Source organism: Streptomyces sp. NBC_01233, assembly GCF_035989305.1.
Taxonomy (GTDB): domain Bacteria; phylum Actinomycetota; class Actinomycetes; order Streptomycetales; family Streptomycetaceae; genus Streptomyces.
Map to the genome: position 1 here is coordinate 2271531 of NZ_CP108514.1, position 20329 is coordinate 2291859.

Sequence of the window (20329 nt, forward strand, 5' to 3'; positions counted from 1 at the left end):
CGACGCTTGTGTCGTGAAGAGGTGCCCAAATGAAACGAGACGTAACGCGGCCGCGTCGTAGGGACCTACGACGCGGCCACGCTGGGTGTTCGGACGATGTCAGTGCGCCCCTGTTCCGGTGAGGGAGCGCACCTCCAGCTCGGCGAACTTCTGGGGGTCGGCCTTCTCCTTGGAGAGGACGGTTCCCAGCCAGCCCAGGAAGAACCCGAGGGGGATCGAGATGATGCCCGGGTTCTCCAGCGGGAACCAGAAGAAGTCCGCGTCCTTGAACATCGAGGTGGGCTTGCCGGACACGACCGGGGAGAAGAGCACCAGGCCGACCGCCGAGATCAGGCCGCCGTAGATGGACCAGAGCGCGCCCTGGGTGGTGAAGCGCTTCCAGAAGAGGCTGTAGAGGATCGTCGGCAGGTTGGCGGAGGCGGCGACCGCGAAGGCGAGCGCGACCAGCCCGGCGACGTTGAGGTCGCGGGCCAGGGCCCCCAGGCCGATGGCGACGGCCCCGATGACGACCGTGGACCAGCGGGCGGCGCGCACCTCCTCCTTCTCGGTGGCCTTGCCCTTGCGGATCACGTTCACGTACAGGTCGTGCGCGAAGGACGAGGAGGAGGCGAGGGTGAGGCCCGCCACCACGGCGAGGATGGTGGCGAAGGCGACCGCGGAGATCACGGCGAGCAGGATCGCGCCGCCTGTGGAGTCGGGGCCTCCGCCGACCGCCTGGGCGAGCAGCGGCGCCGCCGTGTTGCCCGCCTTGTTGGACTTGATGATCTCGGCCCGGTCGAGCAGGGCCGCGGCCCCGAAACCGAGGGCGATGGTCATCAGGTAGAAGGCGCCGATGATGCCGATGGCCCAGTTCACGGACTTCCGCGCGGCCTTGGCGGTGGGCACCGTGTAGAAGCGGATCAGGATGTGCGGCAGGCCGGCGGTGCCCAGGACCAGGGCGATGCCGAGCGAGATGAAGTCCAGCTTCGAGGTCGGGTCCTTGCCGTACTTCATCCCCGGCTCGAGGAACTTCGCCCCCTGCCCGCTGTTCTCCGCGGCCCTGCCCAGCAGGTCGGAGATGTTGAAGTTGAACTTCACCAGGACCAGGAAGGTGATCAGGAGGGTGCCCACGATGAGCAGGACGGCCTTGACCATCTGGACCCAGGTGGTGCCCTTCATGCCGCCGATGGTGACGTAGACGATCATCAGGACGCCGACCAGCGCGACGATGGCGACCTTGCCGCCGTCGCTGGTGATGCCCAGGAGCAGCGAGACGAGCACGCCGGCTCCGGCCATCTGGGCGAGCAGGTAGAAGATCGAGACCACGATGGTTGAGGTGCCGGCGGCGGTCCGGACGGGCCGCTGGCGCATCCGGTACGCGAGCACGTCGCCCATCGTGTAGCGGCCGGAATTGCGCAGCGGCTCGGCGACGAGGAGCAGGGCGACCAGCCACGCCACGAGGAAGCCGATGGAGTAGAGGAAGCCGTCGTAGCCGAAGAGGGCGATGGCCCCGGCGATGCCGAGGAAGGACGCCGCGGACATGTAGTCGCCGGAGATGGCGAGACCGTTCTGGAAGCCGGTGAACTGGCGGCCGCCCGCGTAGAAGTCGGCGGCGTCCTTGGTCTGGCGGCCGGCCCAGACGGTGATGATCAGGGTGGCGACGACGAACAGCCCGAACAGGGTGATGATCAGCGGGCGGTGCTCGGAGGCGCCCGCGGCCGTCGTCAGGTGGAGCGCGCTGCTCATTCCGCGGCCTCCATCCGCGCCTTGATGGCCTCTGCCTTGGGGTCGAGCCTGGTGGCGGCGTGCCGCGCGTACAGCCAGGCGATGAGGAAGGTCGTCGCGAACTGGGCGAGGCCGAGCACGAGGGCGACGTTGATGTTGCCGAAGACCTTGGTCCCCATGAAGCCGCCCGCGTAGTTCGACAGCAGGACGTAGAGCAGGTACCAGGCGATGAAGGCCACGGTGAGCGGGAAGGCGAAGGAGCGGTAGGAGCTCCGCAGTTCGGCGAATTCGGCGCTCTGCTGGACGCTCGCGAAGTCTTCGGCCGTGGGGCCGGCCAGTGGCGTTCCCGCGCTGCCCGGCGGCGGCGCTGCTTCGGTGGTCACGGGGGGATCTCCTTGTGACGCGGGTGCGGTGGGGACGACGGACAAAACAACCTCCGTGTGGGGGGCCGGTGGTGCCGAGCCCCCCTGTCAACGGCACGTGCGGCGCGTCGGGATGGTTCAACACCCATGGATTCTTCGGAAACTGATTTCTCGAACTGATGGCGCAGTGGGGAACGGCAGCGCTAGGTTCGCTTGTCATGAACCCGCCCGACGCGACCGCGTACGGGCGGCTTTTTCGAAGATGATCTGGAGAACCCATGGCTCATCTGGGACCCGTCCGCCGGCGCGCCCTCGCCGTGCCGGCCGGCCTGGCGCTCACCGCCTCGCTCGCCTTCCTGCCCTCGGTCGCGGCCTCCGCCGCGCCGCTGGGCGACACGGCGGACGTGGCGACGGCCGCGAAGCCCTCGACCTCCGGGCCCAAGCTGTCGTACGTGGCGAACCTGAACGCGTACGCCACGATGAACGCGGCGAAGAAGGCCGTCGAGCGGGCCGGCGGAACGGTGGTGACGGCCTATGAGCAGATCGGGGTCGTCGTCGCACATTCCCAGAACCCGGACTTCGCCAAGCAGCTGCGCGCCCAGCGCGGTCTGTTCGTGTCGGTCGGCGCCACCCGGACGGCTCCGATGCAGGCGGTGCAGACCACCGAGGAAGGCGCGACGCAGCGGTTGGGCGCGGCGGACGCCGCCAAGGCCGCGGCGCAGGCCCAGGAGGGTCAGGAGCCGCTGGAGCCCAACCAGTGGGACCTGCGGACGATCAAGGCCGACGAGGCTCACAAGATCAACGATGGCAGCCGGGACGTCACCGTGGGCATCATCGACACGGGTGTCGACGACACCCACCCCGATCTCGCCCCGAACTTCTCCAAGGGCCAGTCGGCCAACTGCGTCGGCGGCGTCGCGGACACCACCGAGGGTGCCTGGCGCCCGTACGCCGACGGCAGCGACCACGGCACCCACGTGGCCGGCACCATCGGCGCCGCGCGCAACGGCCTCGGCATCAGCGGTGTCGCGCCCGGCGTGAAGATCGCCGCGATCAAGGTGAGCGAGCCCGGGACCAGCCTCTTCTACACCGAGGCGGTCGTCTGCGGCTTCATGTTCGCCGCCGAGAAGGGGATCGAGGTCACGAACAACAGCTACTACGTCGACCCGTACCTCTTCAACTGCAAGACCGACGACGACCAGAAGGCGCTGGTGGAGGCCATCGGCCGGGCCACCAAGTACGCCGAGCGCAAGGGCACGCTCCACGTGGCCTCGGCCGGCAACTCCGACCAGGACCTGGCGGCCGAATCCCTCGTCGACGAGACCAGCCCGAACGACACCACCCCGGTGCCGCGCACCATCGACCCGAGCGTCTGCCTGGACCTGCCCACGCAGCTGCCGGGTGTGGTCACCGTCTCGGCGACCGGCGACAAGGGCCTGCGCTCGTACTACTCCAGCTACGGCCTCGGGGTCGTGGACGTCGCCGCCCCCGGCGGTGACAAGTGGCAGGTCCCGGCCACCCCGGACGCCAACGGGCGCGTGCTGTCGACCGTCCCGGGCGGCGGCTACGGCTACAAGCAGGGCACCTCGATGGCCGCCCCGCACGTCGCGGGCGTCGTGGCGCTGCTCAAGAGCGCCCACCCGTACGCCACGCCTTCCCAGCTGCAGGCGATGCTCAAGGCGCAGTCCACGAAGGCCGCCTGCCCGACGCAGATCTACCACGCCGCGGGCGCGCTGATCAACGCCACCACCTGCAAGGCCAAGTGGGGCCAGACGGGCTACTACGGCTCCGGCGTGGTCGACGCGCTCAAGACCGTCAAGTAGGGCGGTCCGCCGGCAGCGGCGGAGCGCGGGAACGAGGACGGGCCGGGCGGGGATCACCCCGCCCGGCCCGTCCGGTCATCCGGTCATCCGGTCATCCGGTCAGGGCTTGATCAGCACCTTGAGCGCGGTGCGGTCGTCCATCGCGCGGTAGCCGTCCGGGACCTCGTCCAGGGACACGGCGCGGTCGAAGACGGGCGCCGGGTCGATCGCGCCGCTGAGCACGTCCTCCAGCAGCTCCGGGATGTAGGCGCGGACGGGGGCCACCCCGCCGCGCAGGGTGATGTTGCGGTCGAACATGACGCCGAGGTCGAGGCCGGTGCCGCTGCCGTGCGGGACGCCCACGTAGCCGACGGCCCCGCCGTCGCGGGTGATGTTCACCGCGGTGCGCATGGACTGGACAAAGCCTCCGTCAAGACGCTTCAAGCGTCGTACACTTCACGCCCATGGGGACACACCACGACGGCAAACGCCTCCGCGTCATCATCTACTGTCGCATCAGCGACGACCGCGAAGGCCGGGGCGCCGGCGTCGCCCGCCAGGAGGAAGCCTGCCGGGCCCGCGCGGCCAAGCACGGATGGGCCGTGGCCGCGGTGTTCGTCGAGAACGACCTCTCGGCGTACAGCGGGAAGCGGCGCCCCAAGTATGAGCAGATGCTCGGCATGCTCCGGGCCGGGATGGCCGACGCTGTCCTGGCGCTGACCCCGAAGCGCTTGTATAGGCGCATCGGCGACGCGTTCGATTTCTTCGACCTCATCACCGATCGCGGTGTGCACGTCGAGACGATCAAGCAGGGCCGGTACGACTTGACGACCGCCGAGGGCCGACGCGATGCGCGGCGTGCAGCGATCGACGCACAGTACGAGTCCGAGGAGATCGGCGAACGCGTCAAGGATGCGAAGGCGCAGACCCTCGCGGCCGGCGGATACCGCGGCGGGCCGCGCCCGTTCGGGTACGAGGCGGACGGGGTCACGGTCCGCGAGTCGGAGGCCCGTCACCTGCGTGAGGCCGCCGAGGCGGTGCTCGCCGGGGCATCGATCAAGTCGATCGCCCGGGAGTGGCAGGAGGCCGGGGTCCGCACGGTGCCACGCCGGTATCGCCAGGAGGACGGTACGCGCGGGGAGCCGGTGTCACGGGAGTGGTCGGCCAGCGAGCTGCGGACGCTGCTGTTGCGGCACCGCAACGCCGGCTTGCTCTCGCACCGCGGCGAGGAGCGCGGGGCGGCCGCGTGGCCCGCCATCATTCCCGAGCCTGTCTGGCGAGGGGTCGTGGCGAAGTTGAAGGACCCCACGCGGCTGACCGCGGTGAGCAACGCCCGCCGCTGGCTCGGGTCCGGGCTCTACCGCTGCGCCCACCTGGTGGAGGAGACGGAATGCGGTCTGCCCGTACGGTGCTCCACCTCGGGCACGGGGGCTGGCCACCGACACGTGGCGGCCTACCGCTGCTCCAGCGGCACACACATCACCCGGCGGGCGCAGCCGCTGGACGACTACGTGCGGGCGGTGGTGATCGCGCGGCTCTCACGGAAGGACGCGGTCCACCTGCTGGCCCAGCGCGAGGACGACCCGGTCGACCTCAAGGCGGCGGACGCCGAGCTGACCGCAGCGCGGCAGCGGCTCCAGGACCTGGCCGAGCTGTTCGGCGATGGCGAGATGGACAAGGCGGAGTACCAGGCCGCGGCAGCGAAGGCGCGGGAGCGGAAGCGGCGCGCCGAGGAGCTGCTGTCGCTGGCCTCGGTGACGAACCCGCTGGTGGGGTTGGTCGGCGCTGCGGATGTGGCGGCAGAGTGGGAGGGCATCGACCTGTCGCGGCAGCGCGCGGTGGTCGATGCCCTCCTGGAAGTATGGATTCTCCCGGCGCGGCGTGGCCGTATGCCGAAGGGTGTGGAGATGGATGTGGAGCGGATCGATATCCGCTGGAGGGGCTAGACCTGGGGGTGGGGTCGGGCGAGGTCGGCGGTGCCGATGCCATGTCTGCCTACGTGTTCCATGGCCCGGTTGTACTCGTCTACGGCCTGCTGGCTGACTTCGAGAGGGTGTACGGCGAGGCATAGCCGGCCGTCTTCGGCGTGGAGTAGGACTGCGGCCATGCCGTCGGGGACGCGGGAGTCTCGCACCATGGGTACGCATGCCAGCGGCATATTCGCCTTACAGACTTCACCGTCTGCGTCTGCCATCAAAACCCCCATGCTTTGGGTGTACCGCCGGAATCGATCACATGTTCGATCGAGCCGCAGATACAGGCTATCTGACCTCACGCCCCCCAGGCGGAAAGCTCAGCGTGTCATCTCAGTCAGCGGCGGACTACACACAGCGCATAACTACTACAAATCGAAACTGTTCACTCCTGAGTAACTGATGTCCCATCAGGCCCCTCATTTGCGAAAGTTTCGGCAAGCTCCTCCAGCAGCTCCAGCTGCCGCGGGGTGAGCCTCTCCGCGTTCTGCACCAGGGCGCGCGCCCGGCCGGAGCCGCTCCACACCGAGTCGATCCCCATGAACTGGGCGCCGGCGGCATCCTGCACCCGCCCCAGGGGGAGCTCGTACGCCCGCGCAAGCGCCTGGAGTTCAGGCAGCCGCGGGGTCCAGGTCATCCGGGGCGTGGCCTTTTCCAGGTTGTCCAGCGTGCTCTTGCGGATGAACGGCGTGCCGTCCTCGCGCAGGCCGGTGCGTTCCTCGGCCTGCCGGAGGGAGAGGCGGAGTTCGGCTCTGCGGTCGCGCAGCAGGTCGGACAGGTCCGTCCGTGCGGGCGCGCTTGCGCTGTTGTCCTCGACCATGACGGTCATCTTGCCACTCCCCAGTGGGCGGTGCGCCGGTAGGTGTCCCTGTTGCCAGCGTGAGTTGGTCCACATCATCGCTGGTGGCGTGGGCAGAGGTGCCCTCCAGCATGGACAGAGTGTCCACGCTGGGGGACGGCGGCGCCAGAGCGCCCGGGATTTTTGACCGGATTGAGGCACTCGCGGAGTCGACATGGAGATCTTGTCCACGGGAGTGGACAAGCTGTCCACCCCCGTGGCATGCTTCTCATGTCCACCCCGGTGGACAATAAGTCCAGGGAGGTGGACATGTCTCCGAGCGAGCCCCTGTATCGGCTGCTCAACGTGGAACTGCTGCGACTGCTCATGCAGCGCACCGGCACCGGCCAGAGCATCACGATCCGCGAACTCGCCAAACAGGCCGGCTGCTCCAGCACCGCCGTAGGCAATCTCGTCAGTGGCCGGAAAGAGTGCGTCCTCGTCAGCACCGCACACGGCATTGCTCGTGTCATCGGAGTCGACGTCCTCGTGCTCTTCGCCCCGACCGGCCGGTCCGTACCGGTCCCCCGCGCCGAGGTCCCCATCGCCTTCGTGCGGGCCGCAGGATGACCGGCTCCGCGCCGTCCACCACGGCCCCCGTCGAGCCGATGACGCCGTACGAGGCCCACATCGCCAAGGTCGTGGCCGCCGCGCCGCCGCTGACCGCCGAGCAGGAAGCCCGCATCCGCGGACTGTTCCGGCCCGGCGTCGCGAGCACGCCGGCCCTGCCGATGGCCGCCTGACCCAAAAAGACGGGGCCGCCCGGACGGCTATCCGGAACGACCCCGGCATTCCTCACCAACCACAGAAGACGAGGAACACCATGAACCACCAGAGTAGCCCGACCGTTCCGACCGCTGGCCTGCGCGCCGCAGCGGCCGCGTTGGTCTCCCTCACGGAGATGTACGCCGGTCTCCCCACCCCGTACGTCACCATCCACACCTACGAGTCGGCCACGATCGACTTCCAGCTCAGCACCCCCGACGGGTTCGAGCAGTGGCGCACCGCGCTCACGGTCCCCGCCGAGGCCATCGAGCTGAAGTCGTACGCCGGTGACAACTGGCTGGCGGCGGCCGCGGTGTTCCAGGGCGTCCAGATCCGCCTCTCGGGGTACGGCATCGAGCTGGCGCCCGAGCTCTCGGCGGTGGCGGCATGAAGCGCACGTACCGCGACGACTGGCGCGTGATCATCGAGATCAAGCCGCTCGCCACCCGCATCCCCCTGAGCGCCCTCGGATTCGATGGCCTCGAAGGACAGATCGTCGGCGACCCCTTCGAGCTGGAGATCGCCCCGCAGCGCCTCGGTGATCTCGGCTGGGTGTCGATGAGCGACTCCCTCGCGAGCCGCGACGTTGACGGCGACTACCGACGCCGCTGCGAGGGACTCCTCGCCGAGCTGCTGAAGCGGCCGCACGTGAAGGGCGGTCGGGTCACCTGCACCGAGACCCACACGTGCTCGCACTGCCACCTGGGGTGGGAGGAGCTGACCGCCGATGAGGCGGCCGACTACTCCACCAACCAGGACAAGCACAGCGTCGAGGGTGAGCCGGTGTGCTGCGGCAAGGCCATCGAGGAGTTCCGGACCGAGCGCGGCATCCCGATGCCGTCGTGGGGCGGTGCGGCATGACGCACTCGCCGACCCCGACGGAGCTGCTGGCCCTGCGCACCGCGAACGCCGCGCTCTTGAACTCGCCGGACGTCTACGCCGACTTCGCGTCGACGATCGTCTTCGCCCTCGGCTCCGCGCAGCTGCTCCAGTCCCCGGAGACGGCCGCCGAGCTGGACATGCTGCGGGCCCGGGTGTCCGAGCTGGAGACGCTCACCTCCGCTCTGGAGATCCCCCGCCCCGGCAACGCCTTCCCGCTGCTCCTCCAGCGCATCCACGGCTACGCCGACCGGTGGGCCATCTGCGACCGGACCGGACGGCGCTGGACCCGTCACGTGGGCTGGTGCCCGGAGTTCGGCGGGAGCGCCGATGAGCACCTCCGCGACGACGCACGGTTCACCCTCGCCGAGGCGCTGCCGCTCGCCCGGCGGCTGGCCGTCGAGGACCCGCACGACTCCCTGCTGCACCACACCTACCGGCTCGGCCACGACCTCCCCGAGGTGCCCCATGCCTGACCCGAAGCCCGCCCGCGGCCCGCTGTACGTCGAGGCCACCCCGCTGCTGGTGACGCTCGATGCGTCCCCGCTGGTCTCGGCCAACGTCCACGACCTCCTCAACCTCCTCCAGGACGAGTTCCTCGACGCGTTCATGGAGTTGGACACCGCCGACGGCCTCGCCTTCGAGGAGCTGCACGCCAAGCTCGTCGCCCGCCTCGCCACCAAGGTCGCGTTGACCGGCCGGCAGGCCGTCACGGTCGCCGCCCAGCTGGACCGCCTCGGCCAGGAGCGCAGCATCCCCGGCCAGCAGGACCGGAGGGCGTCATGAGCGACCCGAAGCCCGAGTTCTTCGAGGCTGGCCGGACCTACACCGACGGCAACGGCTTCCGGGCCCCCGAGCTCACCGCCTTCTTCCACGCCGAGCACATCACCCGGCACCCGGAGCGGGGCCACCTCCGCGCGATCGGCTGGGCCCGGTCCGGTGCGACCGGCGCGACCTGGCACGGCAACTTCCTCGACGAGGGCGACTTCGCGGGGTGGACCGAGCTGGAGGAGCCGCTCCTCGGCGCGGCTCCCGCCGTCGTACGGCCGCGCCGGACGGATGAGGAGCGCCGGCACTGGCTGCTGTCGGTGATCCGCAGCGAGCGCGGGCAGTGGACCGTGGGCCGCGTGAAGCGGCTTTACGGCCGCTACTGCGAGGGCCACGTCCTCCGGTCCACCATTCGCCGCGAACTCGCCGCGCTCTGTGCGGCTGGCGAGCTGGAGATGCACCACGAGTCGGACCGCCGGTACTACACGCTGGCCGCGGGCGGTGGCCGATGACGAACCCGCGCCACGCGCGGGACACCGAGCGGGGTCGCTACTACAGCGACCCCGCCGGGGGCCCCGACCTCATCTCCGTCACCAACGTTCTCGGCACAGCCGTCAACAAGAGTTTCGCGCTCGTCCCATGGGGCGCCGGACTCGTCGCCGACCACGTCATCGCCGACCCCATCGGCACCGCCCGCCGGGCCCGCACCGAGCACGCGGCACTCCGCAAGATGCTCGTCGCGCTCCCCAGCGGCAACTCCGAGAAAGCCTCGAACCTCGGCACCCGCGTCCACAAGCGCGCCGAGCACCTCGTCCTCGGCACCCCGTACCCGGCCGACCCGGAAGTCGAGCCCTACGCCCAGCAGCTCGCCCGGTTCTTCCGACTGTGGCGCGTCGACTTCGACCGCGACGTCGAGGCCACCGAGACCACGGTCTTCCACCGCAAGTACGGGTACGCCGGCACCGGTGACCTGTGGCTGTGGCTGCCGACCGGCCGGTTCCGGCGCCGTCAGCTGTGGCTGATCGACTACAAGACCAGCGCGAAGAAGCCGGTGCACACCGTCTACGTGGAGCAGCCGATGCAGCTCGCCGCGCTGCGGCACGCGCCGGTCGCGCTCCTCGCCGACGACACGGACATCGAAGCACCGCGGGTGCACCGGACCGCGCTGTTGAACCTGCGGCCCCGCAGCCACCGCCTCATCGAGGTGCCGTCCGGACGCCCGGTGTTCCGCGCCTTCCTCGGCGCGGTCCGCACCGCCCGCTACGTGCACGGCGCGCCCACCGCATCCGCGTACCCCACGATCCTGCCGCCCTGGGCGCCGGGATCCACCGACCGAAAGGCAGCCTGACCATGGGCTCCCGCATTCTGACGATGAAGCGGCAGGCCGCCGAGCTGGGGCGGATCCGCACCGGCTTCAGCCGGCCGAACTCCGACCCGAGCAAGCGGCCGGTCCCGATCAAGTCGAAGACGTTCGTGTTTAGCTCCCACTCGCAGGCCTACGTTGCCGCGGCCGCCGAGCTGTGGGGCGGGGACGTCGAGGCGTGGACCCCGCAGAACCAGAAGATCGCCCAGTACCGGGTGATCTCCAAGGCCACGGGGATCCGCGCGATTCTCCCGGCCGGGGACCCGCTGTCCCAGTCCTACGAGATGTGGTCCGGTGGCGGCTGCTCCCGCCGGTGCGACGGCGAGACCGAGCAGAAGACCCGCAAGGCGTGCCTGTGCCTGGCGCAGTACGGGATCGACTGGCACCTCCGCTCCCCTCAGCAGGTGTGCCGGCCGACGAGCCGCATCAACGTGATGCTGCCGGACCTGCCGGACCTCGGGGTGTGGCGGCTGGAGTCGAAGTCGTACTACGCGGCCGACGCCATCGCGGGCGGGCTCGACATCGTGCTCCAGGCCACCGAGGGCCGGTCGATGATGCCGGTCCGGATGTGGATCGAGCAGCGCACCGCGGTCCGGGAGGGCAAGACCAAGCAGTTCCCGGTCGTGATGGTGGTGCCGTCGCTGCCGAAGCTGCGTCACGCCCTGTCCGGTCCGCTGTCGACTGCGGCCGCCCTGGACCCGGGTGTCCTGGTGGACCGGCCCGCGATCGAGGCGCCCCGCCCGGACTACCTGGCTGACGCCCGGGGGTGCCGGACCGAGGCCGACGTGCAGATGGTGTGGCGGAAGGCCGACGGTGCGGGGCACGGGTCGCCGGAACTGCTGGAGGACTTGAAGCAGATCGCGGCGGACATCGCCCGCGGTGTCGACCCGCAGACCGGCGCGCTGGACTCCGATGACGACGACCTCGACGACGACGGCGTGGTCGATGTGGAGATCGTCGAGGACGACGAGCCGCCGACGGCTGTCGGCTGGCCGGCGGTTGCCGCTCCCGGATCGGGGGCCCGCTCATGAGCTGGCACTCCGGCCGGATGGCCGCCCTCGACTTCGAATCCAGCGACAAGCACCACGAGACCGCCCGCATCGTCACCTGCGCCCTCATCCTCGTCGGCGGCGGACAGCCCACCGACTACCGCAACTGGCTGCTCAACCCCGGCATCCCCCAAGAACCCGGCGCGATCGCCGTACACGGCATCACCGACGAATACGCCGCCGAGCACGGGCAGCCCGCCGAGCAGGGCGTCACGGAGATCGTGAAGGCGCTCAGCGAGGTCATCGCGGCCGGGATCCCGATCGTGGGGCACAACGTCGGCAGCTACGACCTGAACCTCCTCTCCCACGAATCGGTACGGCACCTCGGCGCCCCGCTCACGGAGACCATTCCGGACGCTGCGGCCCGGATGCGGGTCATCGACACGCTCGTCCTCGACAAGCAGGCCGCCCCATTCCGGTCGCGGGTGTCGGAGACGCAGGGCCCGTACCAGCTGAAGACGGCCGCACAGCGGTACGCCCTGGGCTGGGACGACAAGGCGGCGCACGGCGCCGACTACGACGCCCTCATGTCGGCCCGGGCCGCCTGGCACATGGGCAACATCGCCCACCGGCCGCGGCTGGAGCGCCCCGACTGGGTGCGGGCCCTGCGCACGGAGCGCTTCGACTCCCTCGCCGTGAGCCTCGACGACCTGCACGCCGCGCAGGCGCAGTGGGCGCGCCGGGACGCCGAGTCCTTCCAGCGGTTCCTCCGCGACCCGGCGAAGGCCGGCGCCAAGCACGACCCGAACGCCGTGGTCCGCGGCGAGTGGCCCCTCATCCCCCACCAGCAGGACGGAGACCAGTGATGCCCGTATCCGGACGCCGCCACCAGAAGCTCCAGGCCGACTTCCACCAGCTCCTCAAGGACAACGCCCAGCTGCTCGCTGAGCTCCGTGAGGTGGTCGCCGAACGCGACGCCGCTCGCGACGTCGTCCGTGGGCTGTCCGACCGCAACCGCGCCCTAATCGCCCGCCCCCTCAACCAGGGCGAGGCCGTCCTCGCCCGGATGCTCCGCGAGTCCGAGACGGCCCGCGCGCTCCTCGCCGAGCAGATCGACCTGCTCCAGACCGCGAACGAGGGCGCGGCCCGCGAGGCATACGACCTGGCCAAGGCCGCCCGGCCGGTGTCGGCGTGAGGGGCCCGCTGGCTGTCCTCCGCGCGCTGGTCCCGTCCGGCCGGCACCGCGCCACCACCCCGGCCGTCCTGATCGCGCTCGACCTCGACGCCGAGCCCGGCGAGTTCGCCGTGTGCCCGGCCGAGCAGGTCGTCCGGTATCACGCCGTGCAGGCCGACGGCGCCCGCCGCTGCTGGACGTGCTCGACCGTGACGGAGGCCGGAGCATGAGCGCCCTCTTCGACCTGGCCACCGCGGCCCCCGTCCCGGCCCCTCCGGCCGGGGCGGGCCCCCGCCCCCTCGTGGTGGGCCTCGACACCAGCCTCACGTCCACCGGCATCGCCGGTGGCGACTGGGCCGAAGCCCTCCGCCCGAAGAACATCACCGGGCACGCCCGGCTCGACTGGATCCTCGAAGAGGTCACCGACCGCGTGAAACTCGCCGACCTCGCCGTCATCGAGGGCCCGGCCTACGCCCAGCAGCTCCAGCCCGGCCACCACGAACGGGCCGGCCTGTGGTGGCTCATCACGCGGGCGCTGTACAAGCGCGGCATCCCGTACGCCGTGTGCAACCCGCACCTGCGAACGATCTACGCCACCGGCCGGGCCAACCCTGCCCAGGGCCACCCCAAACAGCAGCGGGCCCGCATCGCAAAGGGCATGGTCCACACGTTCGTCGTCGAGCAGCTGGGTGTGTTCTGCGAAGGCGTCGGCAAGTACGACGCCGCAGACGCGGCCGTGCTCGCCGCGATGGGCCTCGACTGGCTCGGATACCCGCTCCTCCCCCTGCCGCCCGAGCAGCGGCGCGCCCTGGACACCGTGCAGTGGCCCGACACGATCCCGGCGGTGGCCCGATGAAGTTCCGACACGACAGCGGCCTCGACTTCACCGACCTGTTCTGCGGCGGCGGAGGATCCACGACCGGCCTCATCGAGACCGGCTACATCCTCGGCCTCGCCATGAACCACAGTCCCGTCAGCATCCGCACCCACATGGCCAATCACCCGATGGCCAAGCACCTGTGCGAGGACATCAACGCGTTCGACAAGCGGAGCCTGCCCCGCACCCGGGTGCTGTGGGGCTCCCCGATCTGCACCGAAATTGCACCGGCCGGCGGACGCAAGCGCAGCCGCGGTCAGGTCGCCATCGCCATGGACGGCGAGGACAACGAGGACGGCATCGCGTCGGCCGAGACGTTCACGAGGACCAGGGCGACCGCGCTTGACATCGTCGCGGCCACCGAGGTCCACCGGTACGACGCGGTGCTGTGCGAGAACGTCGTCGAGTTCGCCACGGACTGGGAGCTCTTCGACTGGTGGATCGGCGGCATGACGATCCTCGGCTACAACCACCAGATCGTCAGCGCCTCCTCCGCCCACCTCGGCGGCGGCGACAACCCGCAGGCCCCGCAGTACCGGGACCGGATCTACGTCGTCTTCACCCGCAAGGGCATCCCCCTGCCGAACCTGGAGGTACGGCCGGAGGCTCTGTGCCCCGAGTGCGGTCCTGTCCAGGCTCACCAGGTGTGGCGCAACCCGCGCCGCCGCAAGATCGGCAAGTGGGGTGTTCAGTACGACTACCGCTGCCCCAATCGGGCCTGCGGTCACCTCATCCTCGACCCCACAGTCCGGCCGATCGCGGACATCATCGACTGGGACAAGGCCGGCACTCGGATCGGTGACGGCCGCCCAGACCGGCGGGCGTTCACCCCCTACGCGCCGACGACCCGCGCCCGGGTGGCCCGCGGCCTCCAGATGTTCGGCAACGCCCCGCACGTGGCGATGCTCCGCCGCAACGGCACCGCGGTCCCGGTCACCGGCCCCGTCCCCGCCCTGTCAGCGCAGGGCCGCCACCACGCCCTCGTCATCCCGATCGGCCGGAAGGGCGCACCACGTACCACGGGCGAGCCGCTGACGACCGTGGCGACGAAGCCCCATCACTCGATCGTCCGGACGGCGGCCGAGGTCGATGACTGCACGCTCCGCATGTTCACCACCGAGGAGCTGATGCAGGCCCAGCGGTTCCCGAAGGGCTACATCGTCCACGGCAACCAAGAGGAGCGAATCCTCCAGGCCGGGAACGCGGTGTCCGTGAACGCGGCCCGCTGGATCGGCGAGCGAGTCAAGGCGGTGCTCGTATGAAGTCCCGTACGAGCGTTCGAGCCACGGCCCCGGAATGGATGTCGGACGGCCTCTGCGCACAGACCGACCCGACTGAGTTCTACCCCGACCGGGGCGGCTCCGTCGCGGTCGCCAAGAAGGTCTGCGCCGCCTGCGACGTCCGCACCAACTGCCTCGACTACGCCCTCACCAACGGCGAGGAGTACGGCGTCTGGGGCGGCCTCTCCGAACGCGAACGCCACCGCCTCACCACCCCCGCCACCACGACGGCCCTCGGAGGTGCCGCATGACCACATCCATCTACACCCGCCGCTTCGGCCGGGCCCTCAGCGCCGTCCCCGGATCGGTATCCACCGCCGAGACCGAACCCGACTGGCGTGACCTGGCCTCCTGCCTGGACCTCGGCGCGCTCTTCCTGCCTAAGAAGGAGTTCGGCCCGGAGTCCGCCGCCAGGACCACCGCCGCCAAGAAGATCTGTGCCCGCTGCCCCGTCCTCGACACCTGCCTCGACAACGCCATGACAACCGAATACGGCTACGTCGAAAACGGCCGGGCCGGCGTCCGCGGCGGCCTCACCCCCCAGGAACGCGCCGCCCGCTACAAGCGGCAGCGCCGCAAGGTTCCCGAACCGCTGACGCTCATCGACCAGTACCTCCGCCGCACGGAGGCCCTCGACGACGGACACGTCCGCTGGACGGTGAACACCTCCTACATCACCTTCGAGGGCCGCCAGTACACCGGGGCACAGCTCGCATGGGCCGTGTCAACGAACCGGAAGCCCCAGGGGATCCTCCGGACCGCGTGCGGGCTCGCCGGATGCGTCGCAGCCGAGCACCTCACCGACGAGGTAATGCGCGACGCCAACAACCGCTACCGCTCCAGGCAGACCGCGTGACCGCCCGCCGCCCACGCCGCGCCCCGCCGCCGGCCGAGGGCCAGCTCCTCGACTGGTCCGACCGCCGCCACTGGGCCCGCGTCCAAGCCCCCTGCCGGTACTGCCGGACCCCCACGTTCCTCCGCGACGACGACAACCTCCCCGCCGACAAGGTCTGCGCCGAGAAAGCCCTCCAGCAGCGCGCAGAACGCGCGACGGCCGCCTACCAGAACGGACAGCTCTGATGCGCGCCTTCTACAAGGGGTACAGCGCCGCAACCGGCCGCCGAGCCCAGCAGGTCCGAAACGTCCACGTGATGCGGGAGGACGGCAAGTTCGCCGGACGACAGGGCCTGTGCGGCACCCCCGGTTGGGGCGTCACACACTCCCCGCCGATCGTCATCGACCCGCTACCCGCAGAACCGCCCGCAGGCCTGTCCTGGTGCCGCTCCTGCATCGGACATGCAGCCGCACTGGTCGGCGAACTCAACGCGATGGCACGCACCATCGCCGCGGCCAAATCCACCCGCTGACCCACCGCCCACCGGTAGCCAGGCCGGCGCCCGGGGTTCGACGCCCCGGGCGGGCACTCACCACCCGCACCCGCTCCACCGAACGGAGACCGACCCGATGCCCTGGTTCAAGATCGATGACGCATCCCACAGCCACCCCAAGTTCATGGCGGCCGGGAACGCGGCGCTCGGTCTGTGGCTGCGCTGCGGGGCGTACTCCGCCCAACACCTCACCGAAGGGCACGTCCCGGCCGCCGTCGCCAAGGCCTACGGCACCCCGCCGCAAGCCCGCAAACTCGTCGCCGTCGGTCTGTGGCACGAGCCCGGCCACGACTGCCCCCGCTGCCCGCAGCCCGCCGCCGGCTACGTCGTGCACGACTTCTTCGAGGGCGGCCGCAACGCCACCCGCGCGCAGGTCGATGCCTCCCGGAAGGGGGCCGCCGAGCGGGCCGCGAAGCACCGCGACGGCAAAAAGGGGGAGCGAATCGAGCGCGAATCGGATGCGAATCGCGCGCGAATCGACGACGAACCGGACGCGGATCGCGAACGAAACGCACCCCAATTCTCTGACTCCACCGCAGATCAGGACCACCTGTCACAGCGCACAGGCCTTGAGGGGGGTGCACACCCCCAAGCCTCTTCCACGCCTATCCAGGTACTTCCTACGGAAGTACCTCCTCCCCCCACCCCCTCCGTACGACCGTCCACCGAGGTCGCCAACGTCTCAGGGAGAGGGGAAGTCCAACCCCTCATCGCCGCCATGGTCACCAACGGCATGAACGTCTCCTGGGGCTTCCAGCCCGACGAATGGATCGAACTCCGCGACGCCGTACGCCGCGTCGGAGTCCCCCTCCTCATCGAGCACGCCGCCCGCGCCTGGCGCAACGCCAAGAACACCCCCTACAGCGCCCGCTACTTCTACCCCGGCTGGACCTCCCTGGAAGCCGAGACCGCCTACACCGGCCCCCGCGCCATCACTGGCCCGCCCTCGCCCGCCCAGTCCTACCTCGCCCAGATGTCCGCCCACGCCGAACGACTGCGCCAGCAGAGCGCCGGAGGAGCCTGATGAACCCCGAGCAGATCCCCGAACTCATCGCCCGCATCGCCCTCGCCGACAAGCGCGTCCGCGTCGAGGACCCCGTCGAGCAGACCGCACAGATCGACATGTGGGCCGGCATCCTCGCCGACGTCCCGTACGACTACGCCATCCGTGCCGCGCAGGCCCACTACGCGGTGAAGGCCTGGCCGATCCTCCCCGCCGACATCGCCACCCGGTGGGCGGCCACCGTCCGCGACCGCATGGACCGGCACACCGGGACGCTGGAGCCCACCCGATACCCCGAGCTCGACCCCGACGACATCGAGGGTTTCCAGCAGACTCTGCGGGCGGAACGCCGCGCCGTGATCACGGGCCAGACCGAGCCCACCCCGCTGAAGGCCATCACCGGCGCCGTCCCCGCAGACGTACAGGCCCGCCTCGACGCCGTCGGCGAATACGTCCCCGCCGCCGCTCGCGAGCAGCTCGCCCAGTTCTGGCCCCAACAGCGCACCCTCGGCGTCCTCGCCCACCGCTGCCCCCAATGCGGCGCACGCCCCGGCCAGCACTGCACCACCGCCAAAACCCGCACCAACCGCGCCACACCACACGGCGCCCGCAGCCACCCCAACGCCGCCTGAAAGGCACCCCATGCGCCTCTACAGCACCGCCTACCTCGCCTACGGAATCCAAATCCCCGACACCCAACCCGACCACCTCGAAGACACCCTCCAGGCCCTCGACAACGGCGTCGGCTACCTCAACGCAGGCCGCTTCGGCGACGAACGGACCTATCTCACCACCGAATGCCACAGCGCAGACGCCGGCGAATACCTCGGCCTCGCCCCCGAGACGCTCAACGACCGCCGCGAACGGGCCACCTGGGACACCGCCCTCAAGACCGCAGCCGAAGCCCTCGGCCACTCCGACGCTCCGGCGCCCGGCTGGTTCCTCACCGCCGACCTCGACAACTGACCGGCCGACTCGGTTCCAGCAGACCGCGCGCATAAGGAGACCCCGATGGTTCAGCCCCCGCCTCACACGCCCATGACCCTGCTCTTCGGCCCCATCAACTGCGTCGAACGCGAGTGCCCCGAGTACCTCACCTCCGAGGGCTACTACGACCCGGCCGTCGAACGCTGCTCGCACGTCACCACCACCGTCGTCTGTGGCCTGTGCTCCGTTGAGTCGGACCACGGCTTCTACGACGAGACGACGCCGTGGCCCTGCCCCGACGCCGTTCCGACCGCCTGACCCCGTCTGCCGGCCGCCCCGCGGGCAGTGCGGGGCGGCCACCCCACCAGCATCCACGGAAGGACCCTCACGTGAGCCACTTCGAGTACACCGACCCCGATGGCGATCGCCTCCGCATCGAGCCTGTCCCCGCGCGCCCTTCCGTCCTGCTGATCCTCGGCACGCAGGGCGAGGACGACACAGCCTGTCTGCGCATCCCCCTCCACCACGTCGAGGAGGTCATCGCGGGCCTTCGCGACATGGCCCGCCAGACCGGCCCGCTCCCCGGCGCCCGCATCACCGACGAGCAGCGCGCCCACGCAGCCGCCGTTCTCCCACCCGGCGCCCGCATCACCGCGCAGGCGCTCCACGCCGCCGAGGAGGCCGGAGCATGAGCCAGCAGCCCACCGCCCTGCACCTCTGGGAGATCGACCACCCGTACTACTGCACCGAAGGGAACTGGCACAGCGCCGGACAGCACACGCGGTTCAACTCCTGGGCCGAGTTCACCGACACCACCTTCCACAGCGGTGACCGTGACCTGAACCTGCTCATCCGCTGGGACTGGAAGTCGTACCGCCGCGACCCTGACCCGATGCTCCAGGACGACGACGCCGAGGACGAGCTGCTGCTGTTCTTCGTGCTCCAGCGAAAGGCCTGGCTGTGCTCCGCCGGCGTACGCGTCACCGACGCGGACGAGCCTGTGATCCGCGCGTGGCTGGCTGAGTGCGCGCAGACGATGCGTGCGACGTGGGAGCCGCTCCTCGACGAGGTAGCCCGGTGACCGCCGTCCTCCTCGCCGTGGCGGTCGTGGCCGGCTACCTCGTCGGCCGCGCCCGCCCCGCACGCTGGCTCGGCCGGACTGCCATCGACTGGGCTGACAGCCTCGACTACCGCCGCCCGCCCGTCAGCCGCCGCGAGTGGCGCTGGTGGGTCCGCGAGGCCATCTACGCACCCATCTTCGTCTGGATGCTCGCCACCCAGCCCCGCAAGACCTTGCACGCCTGGCGGACCCGCAACGACCCACCGCCCCCGCGCTCCCCGGCGCCTGTCCTCGTCAACCCCTGGCCGCCCGACAGGGGCCCGCGGTGAGCGGCTGGGCGGTGGCCAGCCTCTCGGTCACGGCCTGGCTCGCCCTCGTCACACCCCTGCTGGCCTTCCTCACCGCCGGAAACCGACGGGCGCGCCGCCAGCACGACGCGCGCGCCCGAGCCCTCACAGCACGCAGGCACGCCGCGTCATGGGGCCGCAAGAGCCCGACCCGCACTCGACCGAGGAGACACCGCCGATGAGCGAGCAGCCTGTCCGGCACACCGTCGACACGATCACCGACAACGACCTCGACCAGCTGTACGGGCAACTCGGCCTCGCCCGGCACCTCCTCGCCAACGTGCAGCAGACCAGTACCGAAGCCCTCAACCGGGCCGAGAAGGCCGAGCGCGTCGCAGAGTCGGCCGCCCGGGACGCCGCGAAGGCGCTGACCGACTACCTCGCCGCCGAGCAGCGCGCCGAGCAGGCCGAGGCCGCCAAGGCCGCACTGAAGCGCGCGCACGTCGCCCTCGCCGAGCAGTCCGGGCGCGACCAGGCCGCCATCGCCCGCGCCCGTGAGGTCGAGGAGAAGTGGCGCCTGCACTTCCTCGCCACCGGGGAAGCCGCCGGAGGACACGCCCTCGCCATGGTCCGCGCCGCCCTCGACGAGCCCAAGGAGCCCCGCCCGTGAGCCGCCTCAACCCGAACGACTTGGTCAGCATCACGCCGAACGTCCAGGTCCCTCGCCATAGGGCCGTTGAGTGGCACCAAGGCACAAGGCCGCTGCCCGGGCAGGACGCGGACTTCTTCTTCCGTCAGGCGGTCGAGGTTGGAATCCTCACTTCGGACGACGCATGGGCCCTGCTTCGGCGCCACCAGGAACTCACCAGGCAGGAAGCGGCAGTGGCCGA

The 20329-nt window shown here is 70.5% G+C and carries 32 protein-coding genes and 1 pseudogene; 28 read left to right on the forward strand and 5 right to left on the reverse strand.

What is annotated here, in order from left to right; genetic code table 11:
* Positions 1-99 precede the first annotated feature (99 nt).
* On the reverse strand, positions 100-1725 hold the full coding sequence (locus OG332_RS10450) for a solute symporter family protein (protein ID WP_327413177.1): 1626 nt from the start codon (positions 1723-1725) through the stop codon (positions 100-102).
* The gene (locus OG332_RS10455; RefSeq protein ID WP_327413178.1) at positions 1722-2087 is read right to left on the reverse strand and encodes a DUF485 domain-containing protein; all 366 of its coding nucleotides are present in this window, start codon (positions 2085-2087) and stop codon (positions 1722-1724) included. The genes OG332_RS10450 and OG332_RS10455 overlap by 4 nt, the downstream gene beginning before the upstream one ends.
* A gap of 257 nt (positions 2088-2344) precedes the next feature.
* On the opposite strand from OG332_RS10455, the gene OG332_RS10460 reads away from it, so the two are divergent.
* The gene (locus OG332_RS10460) at positions 2345-3889 is read left to right on the forward strand and encodes a S8 family serine peptidase (RefSeq protein ID WP_327413179.1); all 1545 of its coding nucleotides are present in this window, start codon (positions 2345-2347) and stop codon (positions 3887-3889) included.
* Positions 3890-3988: 99 nt separating this feature from the next.
* Here the strand turns inward: OG332_RS10460 and OG332_RS10465 are convergent.
* Positions 3989-4324, reverse strand: a pseudogene (locus OG332_RS10465) (IMP dehydrogenase); the annotation flags it as partial.
* Positions 4325-4332: 8 nt separating this feature from the next.
* Here OG332_RS10465 and OG332_RS10470 point away from each other — a divergent pair.
* A complete protein-coding gene (locus OG332_RS10470; RefSeq protein WP_327413180.1) occupies positions 4333-5814 on the forward strand; it encodes a recombinase family protein in 1482 nt (493 codons plus the stop codon).
* Here the strand turns inward: OG332_RS10470 and OG332_RS10475 are convergent.
* Positions 5811-6005 (reverse strand): hypothetical protein, encoded by a 195-nt coding sequence (locus OG332_RS10475; RefSeq protein WP_327413181.1) that lies wholly within the window; start codon positions 6003-6005, stop codon positions 5811-5813. The genes OG332_RS10470 and OG332_RS10475 overlap by 4 nt on opposite strands.
* A gap of 221 nt (positions 6006-6226) precedes the next feature.
* On the reverse strand, positions 6227-6670 hold the full coding sequence (locus tag OG332_RS10480) for a helix-turn-helix domain-containing protein (protein ID WP_327413182.1): 444 nt from the start codon (positions 6668-6670) through the stop codon (positions 6227-6229).
* A gap of 279 nt (positions 6671-6949) precedes the next feature.
* Here OG332_RS10480 and OG332_RS10485 point away from each other — a divergent pair, with 279 nt between their 5' ends.
* The 26 genes from OG332_RS10485 (at position 6950) to OG332_RS10610 (ending at position 20109) form a co-directional block, all read left to right on the forward strand.
* Positions 6950-7249 carry a helix-turn-helix transcriptional regulator gene (locus OG332_RS10485; protein ID WP_327413183.1) on the forward strand — a complete coding sequence of 100 codons (300 nt, stop codon included), beginning with the start codon at positions 6950-6952 and terminating at the stop codon, positions 7247-7249.
* Positions 7246-7422 (forward strand): hypothetical protein, encoded by a 177-nt coding sequence (locus tag OG332_RS10490; RefSeq protein WP_327413184.1) that lies wholly within the window; start codon positions 7246-7248, stop codon positions 7420-7422. The genes OG332_RS10485 and OG332_RS10490 overlap by 4 nt, the downstream gene beginning before the upstream one ends.
* A gap of 80 nt (positions 7423-7502) precedes the next feature.
* Positions 7503-7835 (forward strand): hypothetical protein, encoded by a 333-nt coding sequence (locus OG332_RS10495; RefSeq protein WP_327413185.1) that lies wholly within the window; start codon positions 7503-7505, stop codon positions 7833-7835.
* Entirely contained in the window at positions 7832-8305 is a 474-nt protein-coding gene (locus OG332_RS10500; protein WP_327413186.1) for a hypothetical protein, read from the forward strand. Before OG332_RS10495 ends, OG332_RS10500 begins: the two co-directional genes overlap by 4 nt.
* The gene (locus OG332_RS10505) at positions 8302-8799 is read left to right on the forward strand and encodes a hypothetical protein (protein ID WP_327413187.1); all 498 of its coding nucleotides are present in this window, start codon (positions 8302-8304) and stop codon (positions 8797-8799) included. The genes OG332_RS10500 and OG332_RS10505 overlap by 4 nt, the downstream gene beginning before the upstream one ends.
* A complete protein-coding gene (locus OG332_RS10510; protein WP_327413188.1) occupies positions 8792-9109 on the forward strand; it encodes a hypothetical protein in 318 nt (105 codons plus the stop codon). The genes OG332_RS10505 and OG332_RS10510 overlap by 8 nt, the downstream gene beginning before the upstream one ends.
* Positions 9106-9603: a hypothetical protein gene (locus OG332_RS10515; RefSeq protein ID WP_327413189.1), complete on the forward strand. Its 498-nt coding sequence runs from the start codon at positions 9106-9108 to the stop codon at positions 9601-9603. Before OG332_RS10510 ends, OG332_RS10515 begins: the two co-directional genes overlap by 4 nt.
* Positions 9600-10439 (forward strand): hypothetical protein, encoded by an 840-nt coding sequence (locus OG332_RS10520; protein ID WP_327413190.1) that lies wholly within the window; start codon positions 9600-9602, stop codon positions 10437-10439. Before OG332_RS10515 ends, OG332_RS10520 begins: the two co-directional genes overlap by 4 nt.
* A gap of 2 nt (positions 10440-10441) precedes the next feature.
* Entirely contained in the window at positions 10442-11485 is a 1044-nt protein-coding gene (locus tag OG332_RS10525) for a recombination directionality factor (protein WP_327413191.1), read from the forward strand.
* Positions 11482-12309 (forward strand): exonuclease domain-containing protein, encoded by an 828-nt coding sequence (locus tag OG332_RS10530; protein ID WP_327413192.1) that lies wholly within the window; start codon positions 11482-11484, stop codon positions 12307-12309. Before OG332_RS10525 ends, OG332_RS10530 begins: the two co-directional genes overlap by 4 nt.
* The gene (locus OG332_RS10535; protein WP_327413193.1) at positions 12309-12638 is read left to right on the forward strand and encodes a hypothetical protein; all 330 of its coding nucleotides are present in this window, start codon (positions 12309-12311) and stop codon (positions 12636-12638) included. The genes OG332_RS10530 and OG332_RS10535 overlap by 1 nt, the downstream gene beginning before the upstream one ends.
* Positions 12635-12847: a hypothetical protein gene (locus tag OG332_RS10540; protein ID WP_327413194.1), complete on the forward strand. Its 213-nt coding sequence runs from the start codon at positions 12635-12637 to the stop codon at positions 12845-12847. The genes OG332_RS10535 and OG332_RS10540 overlap by 4 nt, the downstream gene beginning before the upstream one ends.
* Positions 12844-13473 (forward strand): hypothetical protein, encoded by a 630-nt coding sequence (locus tag OG332_RS10545; RefSeq protein ID WP_327413195.1) that lies wholly within the window; start codon positions 12844-12846, stop codon positions 13471-13473. Before OG332_RS10540 ends, OG332_RS10545 begins: the two co-directional genes overlap by 4 nt.
* On the forward strand, positions 13470-14756 hold the full coding sequence (locus OG332_RS10550) for a DNA cytosine methyltransferase (protein WP_327413196.1): 1287 nt from the start codon (positions 13470-13472) through the stop codon (positions 14754-14756). The genes OG332_RS10545 and OG332_RS10550 overlap by 4 nt, the downstream gene beginning before the upstream one ends.
* Positions 14753-15025, forward strand: a complete 273-nt coding sequence (locus OG332_RS10555) for a WhiB family transcriptional regulator (protein WP_327413197.1) — start codon at positions 14753-14755, stop codon at positions 15023-15025. Before OG332_RS10550 ends, OG332_RS10555 begins: the two co-directional genes overlap by 4 nt.
* Positions 15022-15630 carry a WhiB family transcriptional regulator gene (locus OG332_RS10560; RefSeq protein WP_327413198.1) on the forward strand — a complete coding sequence of 203 codons (609 nt, stop codon included), beginning with the start codon at positions 15022-15024 and terminating at the stop codon, positions 15628-15630. Before OG332_RS10555 ends, OG332_RS10560 begins: the two co-directional genes overlap by 4 nt.
* Entirely contained in the window at positions 15627-15854 is a 228-nt protein-coding gene (locus OG332_RS10565; RefSeq protein WP_327413199.1) for a hypothetical protein, read from the forward strand. The genes OG332_RS10560 and OG332_RS10565 overlap by 4 nt, the downstream gene beginning before the upstream one ends.
* The gene (locus tag OG332_RS10570; protein ID WP_327413200.1) at positions 15854-16141 is read left to right on the forward strand and encodes a hypothetical protein; all 288 of its coding nucleotides are present in this window, start codon (positions 15854-15856) and stop codon (positions 16139-16141) included. Before OG332_RS10565 ends, OG332_RS10570 begins: the two co-directional genes overlap by 1 nt.
* Positions 16142-16238: 97 nt before the next feature.
* Positions 16239-17186, forward strand: a complete 948-nt coding sequence (locus OG332_RS10575) for a mucin-2 (protein ID WP_327413201.1) — start codon at positions 16239-16241, stop codon at positions 17184-17186.
* Complete coding sequence (locus tag OG332_RS10580; RefSeq protein ID WP_327413202.1) at positions 17186-17797, forward strand: zinc finger domain-containing protein; 612 nt, start codon at positions 17186-17188, stop codon at positions 17795-17797. Before OG332_RS10575 ends, OG332_RS10580 begins: the two co-directional genes overlap by 1 nt.
* Before the next feature lie 10 nt (positions 17798-17807).
* The gene (locus tag OG332_RS10585; RefSeq protein ID WP_327413203.1) at positions 17808-18131 is read left to right on the forward strand and encodes a hypothetical protein; all 324 of its coding nucleotides are present in this window, start codon (positions 17808-17810) and stop codon (positions 18129-18131) included.
* Between the two features lie 45 nt (positions 18132-18176).
* Complete coding sequence (locus OG332_RS10590) at positions 18177-18410, forward strand: hypothetical protein (protein WP_327413204.1); 234 nt, start codon at positions 18177-18179, stop codon at positions 18408-18410.
* A gap of 71 nt (positions 18411-18481) precedes the next feature.
* A complete protein-coding gene (locus OG332_RS10595; protein WP_327413205.1) occupies positions 18482-18784 on the forward strand; it encodes a hypothetical protein in 303 nt (100 codons plus the stop codon).
* Positions 18781-19173: a hypothetical protein gene (locus OG332_RS10600; RefSeq protein WP_327413206.1), complete on the forward strand. Its 393-nt coding sequence runs from the start codon at positions 18781-18783 to the stop codon at positions 19171-19173. Before OG332_RS10595 ends, OG332_RS10600 begins: the two co-directional genes overlap by 4 nt.
* Positions 19170-19481 (forward strand): hypothetical protein, encoded by a 312-nt coding sequence (locus OG332_RS10605; protein WP_327413207.1) that lies wholly within the window; start codon positions 19170-19172, stop codon positions 19479-19481. Before OG332_RS10600 ends, OG332_RS10605 begins: the two co-directional genes overlap by 4 nt.
* Positions 19482-19677: 196 nt before the next feature.
* A complete protein-coding gene (locus OG332_RS10610; RefSeq protein WP_327413208.1) occupies positions 19678-20109 on the forward strand; it encodes a hypothetical protein in 432 nt (143 codons plus the stop codon).
* Positions 20110-20329 lie beyond the last annotated feature (220 nt).

Excerpts from the sequence above, each read along its gene's own strand:
- OG332_RS10450 (WP_327413177.1), bottom strand. The coding sequence starts at position 1,725 with ATGAGCAGCGCGCTCCACCTGACGACGGCCGCGGGCGCCTCCGAGCAC.
- OG332_RS10460 (WP_327413179.1), top strand. The coding sequence starts at position 2,345 with ATGGCTCATCTGGGACCCGTCCGCCGGCGCGCCCTCGCCGTGCCGGCC.
- OG332_RS10470 (WP_327413180.1), top strand. The coding sequence starts at position 4,333 with ATGGGGACACACCACGACGGCAAACGCCTCCGCGTCATCATCTACTGT.
- OG332_RS10475 (WP_327413181.1), bottom strand. The coding sequence starts at position 6,005 with ATGGTGCGAGACTCCCGCGTCCCCGACGGCATGGCCGCAGTCCTACTC.
- OG332_RS10480 (WP_327413182.1), bottom strand. The coding sequence starts at position 6,670 with ATGACCGTCATGGTCGAGGACAACAGCGCAAGCGCGCCCGCACGGACG.
- OG332_RS10485 (WP_327413183.1), top strand. The coding sequence starts at position 6,950 with ATGTCTCCGAGCGAGCCCCTGTATCGGCTGCTCAACGTGGAACTGCTG.
- OG332_RS10490 (WP_327413184.1), top strand. The coding sequence starts at position 7,246 with ATGACCGGCTCCGCGCCGTCCACCACGGCCCCCGTCGAGCCGATGACG.
- OG332_RS10495 (WP_327413185.1), top strand. The coding sequence starts at position 7,503 with ATGAACCACCAGAGTAGCCCGACCGTTCCGACCGCTGGCCTGCGCGCC.
- OG332_RS10500 (WP_327413186.1), top strand. The coding sequence starts at position 7,832 with ATGAAGCGCACGTACCGCGACGACTGGCGCGTGATCATCGAGATCAAG.
- OG332_RS10505 (WP_327413187.1), top strand. The coding sequence starts at position 8,302 with ATGACGCACTCGCCGACCCCGACGGAGCTGCTGGCCCTGCGCACCGCG.
- OG332_RS10510 (WP_327413188.1), top strand. The coding sequence starts at position 8,792 with ATGCCTGACCCGAAGCCCGCCCGCGGCCCGCTGTACGTCGAGGCCACC.
- OG332_RS10515 (WP_327413189.1), top strand. The coding sequence starts at position 9,106 with ATGAGCGACCCGAAGCCCGAGTTCTTCGAGGCTGGCCGGACCTACACC.
- OG332_RS10520 (WP_327413190.1), top strand. The coding sequence starts at position 9,600 with ATGACGAACCCGCGCCACGCGCGGGACACCGAGCGGGGTCGCTACTAC.
- OG332_RS10525 (WP_327413191.1), top strand. The coding sequence starts at position 10,442 with ATGGGCTCCCGCATTCTGACGATGAAGCGGCAGGCCGCCGAGCTGGGG.
- OG332_RS10530 (WP_327413192.1), top strand. The coding sequence starts at position 11,482 with ATGAGCTGGCACTCCGGCCGGATGGCCGCCCTCGACTTCGAATCCAGC.
- OG332_RS10535 (WP_327413193.1), top strand. The coding sequence starts at position 12,309 with ATGCCCGTATCCGGACGCCGCCACCAGAAGCTCCAGGCCGACTTCCAC.
- OG332_RS10545 (WP_327413195.1), top strand. The coding sequence starts at position 12,844 with ATGAGCGCCCTCTTCGACCTGGCCACCGCGGCCCCCGTCCCGGCCCCT.
- OG332_RS10550 (WP_327413196.1), top strand. The coding sequence starts at position 13,470 with ATGAAGTTCCGACACGACAGCGGCCTCGACTTCACCGACCTGTTCTGC.
- OG332_RS10555 (WP_327413197.1), top strand. The coding sequence starts at position 14,753 with ATGAAGTCCCGTACGAGCGTTCGAGCCACGGCCCCGGAATGGATGTCG.
- OG332_RS10560 (WP_327413198.1), top strand. The coding sequence starts at position 15,022 with ATGACCACATCCATCTACACCCGCCGCTTCGGCCGGGCCCTCAGCGCC.
- OG332_RS10570 (WP_327413200.1), top strand. The coding sequence starts at position 15,854 with ATGCGCGCCTTCTACAAGGGGTACAGCGCCGCAACCGGCCGCCGAGCC.
- OG332_RS10575 (WP_327413201.1), top strand. The coding sequence starts at position 16,239 with ATGCCCTGGTTCAAGATCGATGACGCATCCCACAGCCACCCCAAGTTC.
- OG332_RS10580 (WP_327413202.1), top strand. The coding sequence starts at position 17,186 with ATGAACCCCGAGCAGATCCCCGAACTCATCGCCCGCATCGCCCTCGCC.
- OG332_RS10585 (WP_327413203.1), top strand. The coding sequence starts at position 17,808 with ATGCGCCTCTACAGCACCGCCTACCTCGCCTACGGAATCCAAATCCCC.
- OG332_RS10590 (WP_327413204.1), top strand. The coding sequence starts at position 18,177 with ATGGTTCAGCCCCCGCCTCACACGCCCATGACCCTGCTCTTCGGCCCC.
- OG332_RS10600 (WP_327413206.1), top strand. The coding sequence starts at position 18,781 with ATGAGCCAGCAGCCCACCGCCCTGCACCTCTGGGAGATCGACCACCCG.
- OG332_RS10610 (WP_327413208.1), top strand. The coding sequence starts at position 19,678 with ATGAGCGAGCAGCCTGTCCGGCACACCGTCGACACGATCACCGACAAC.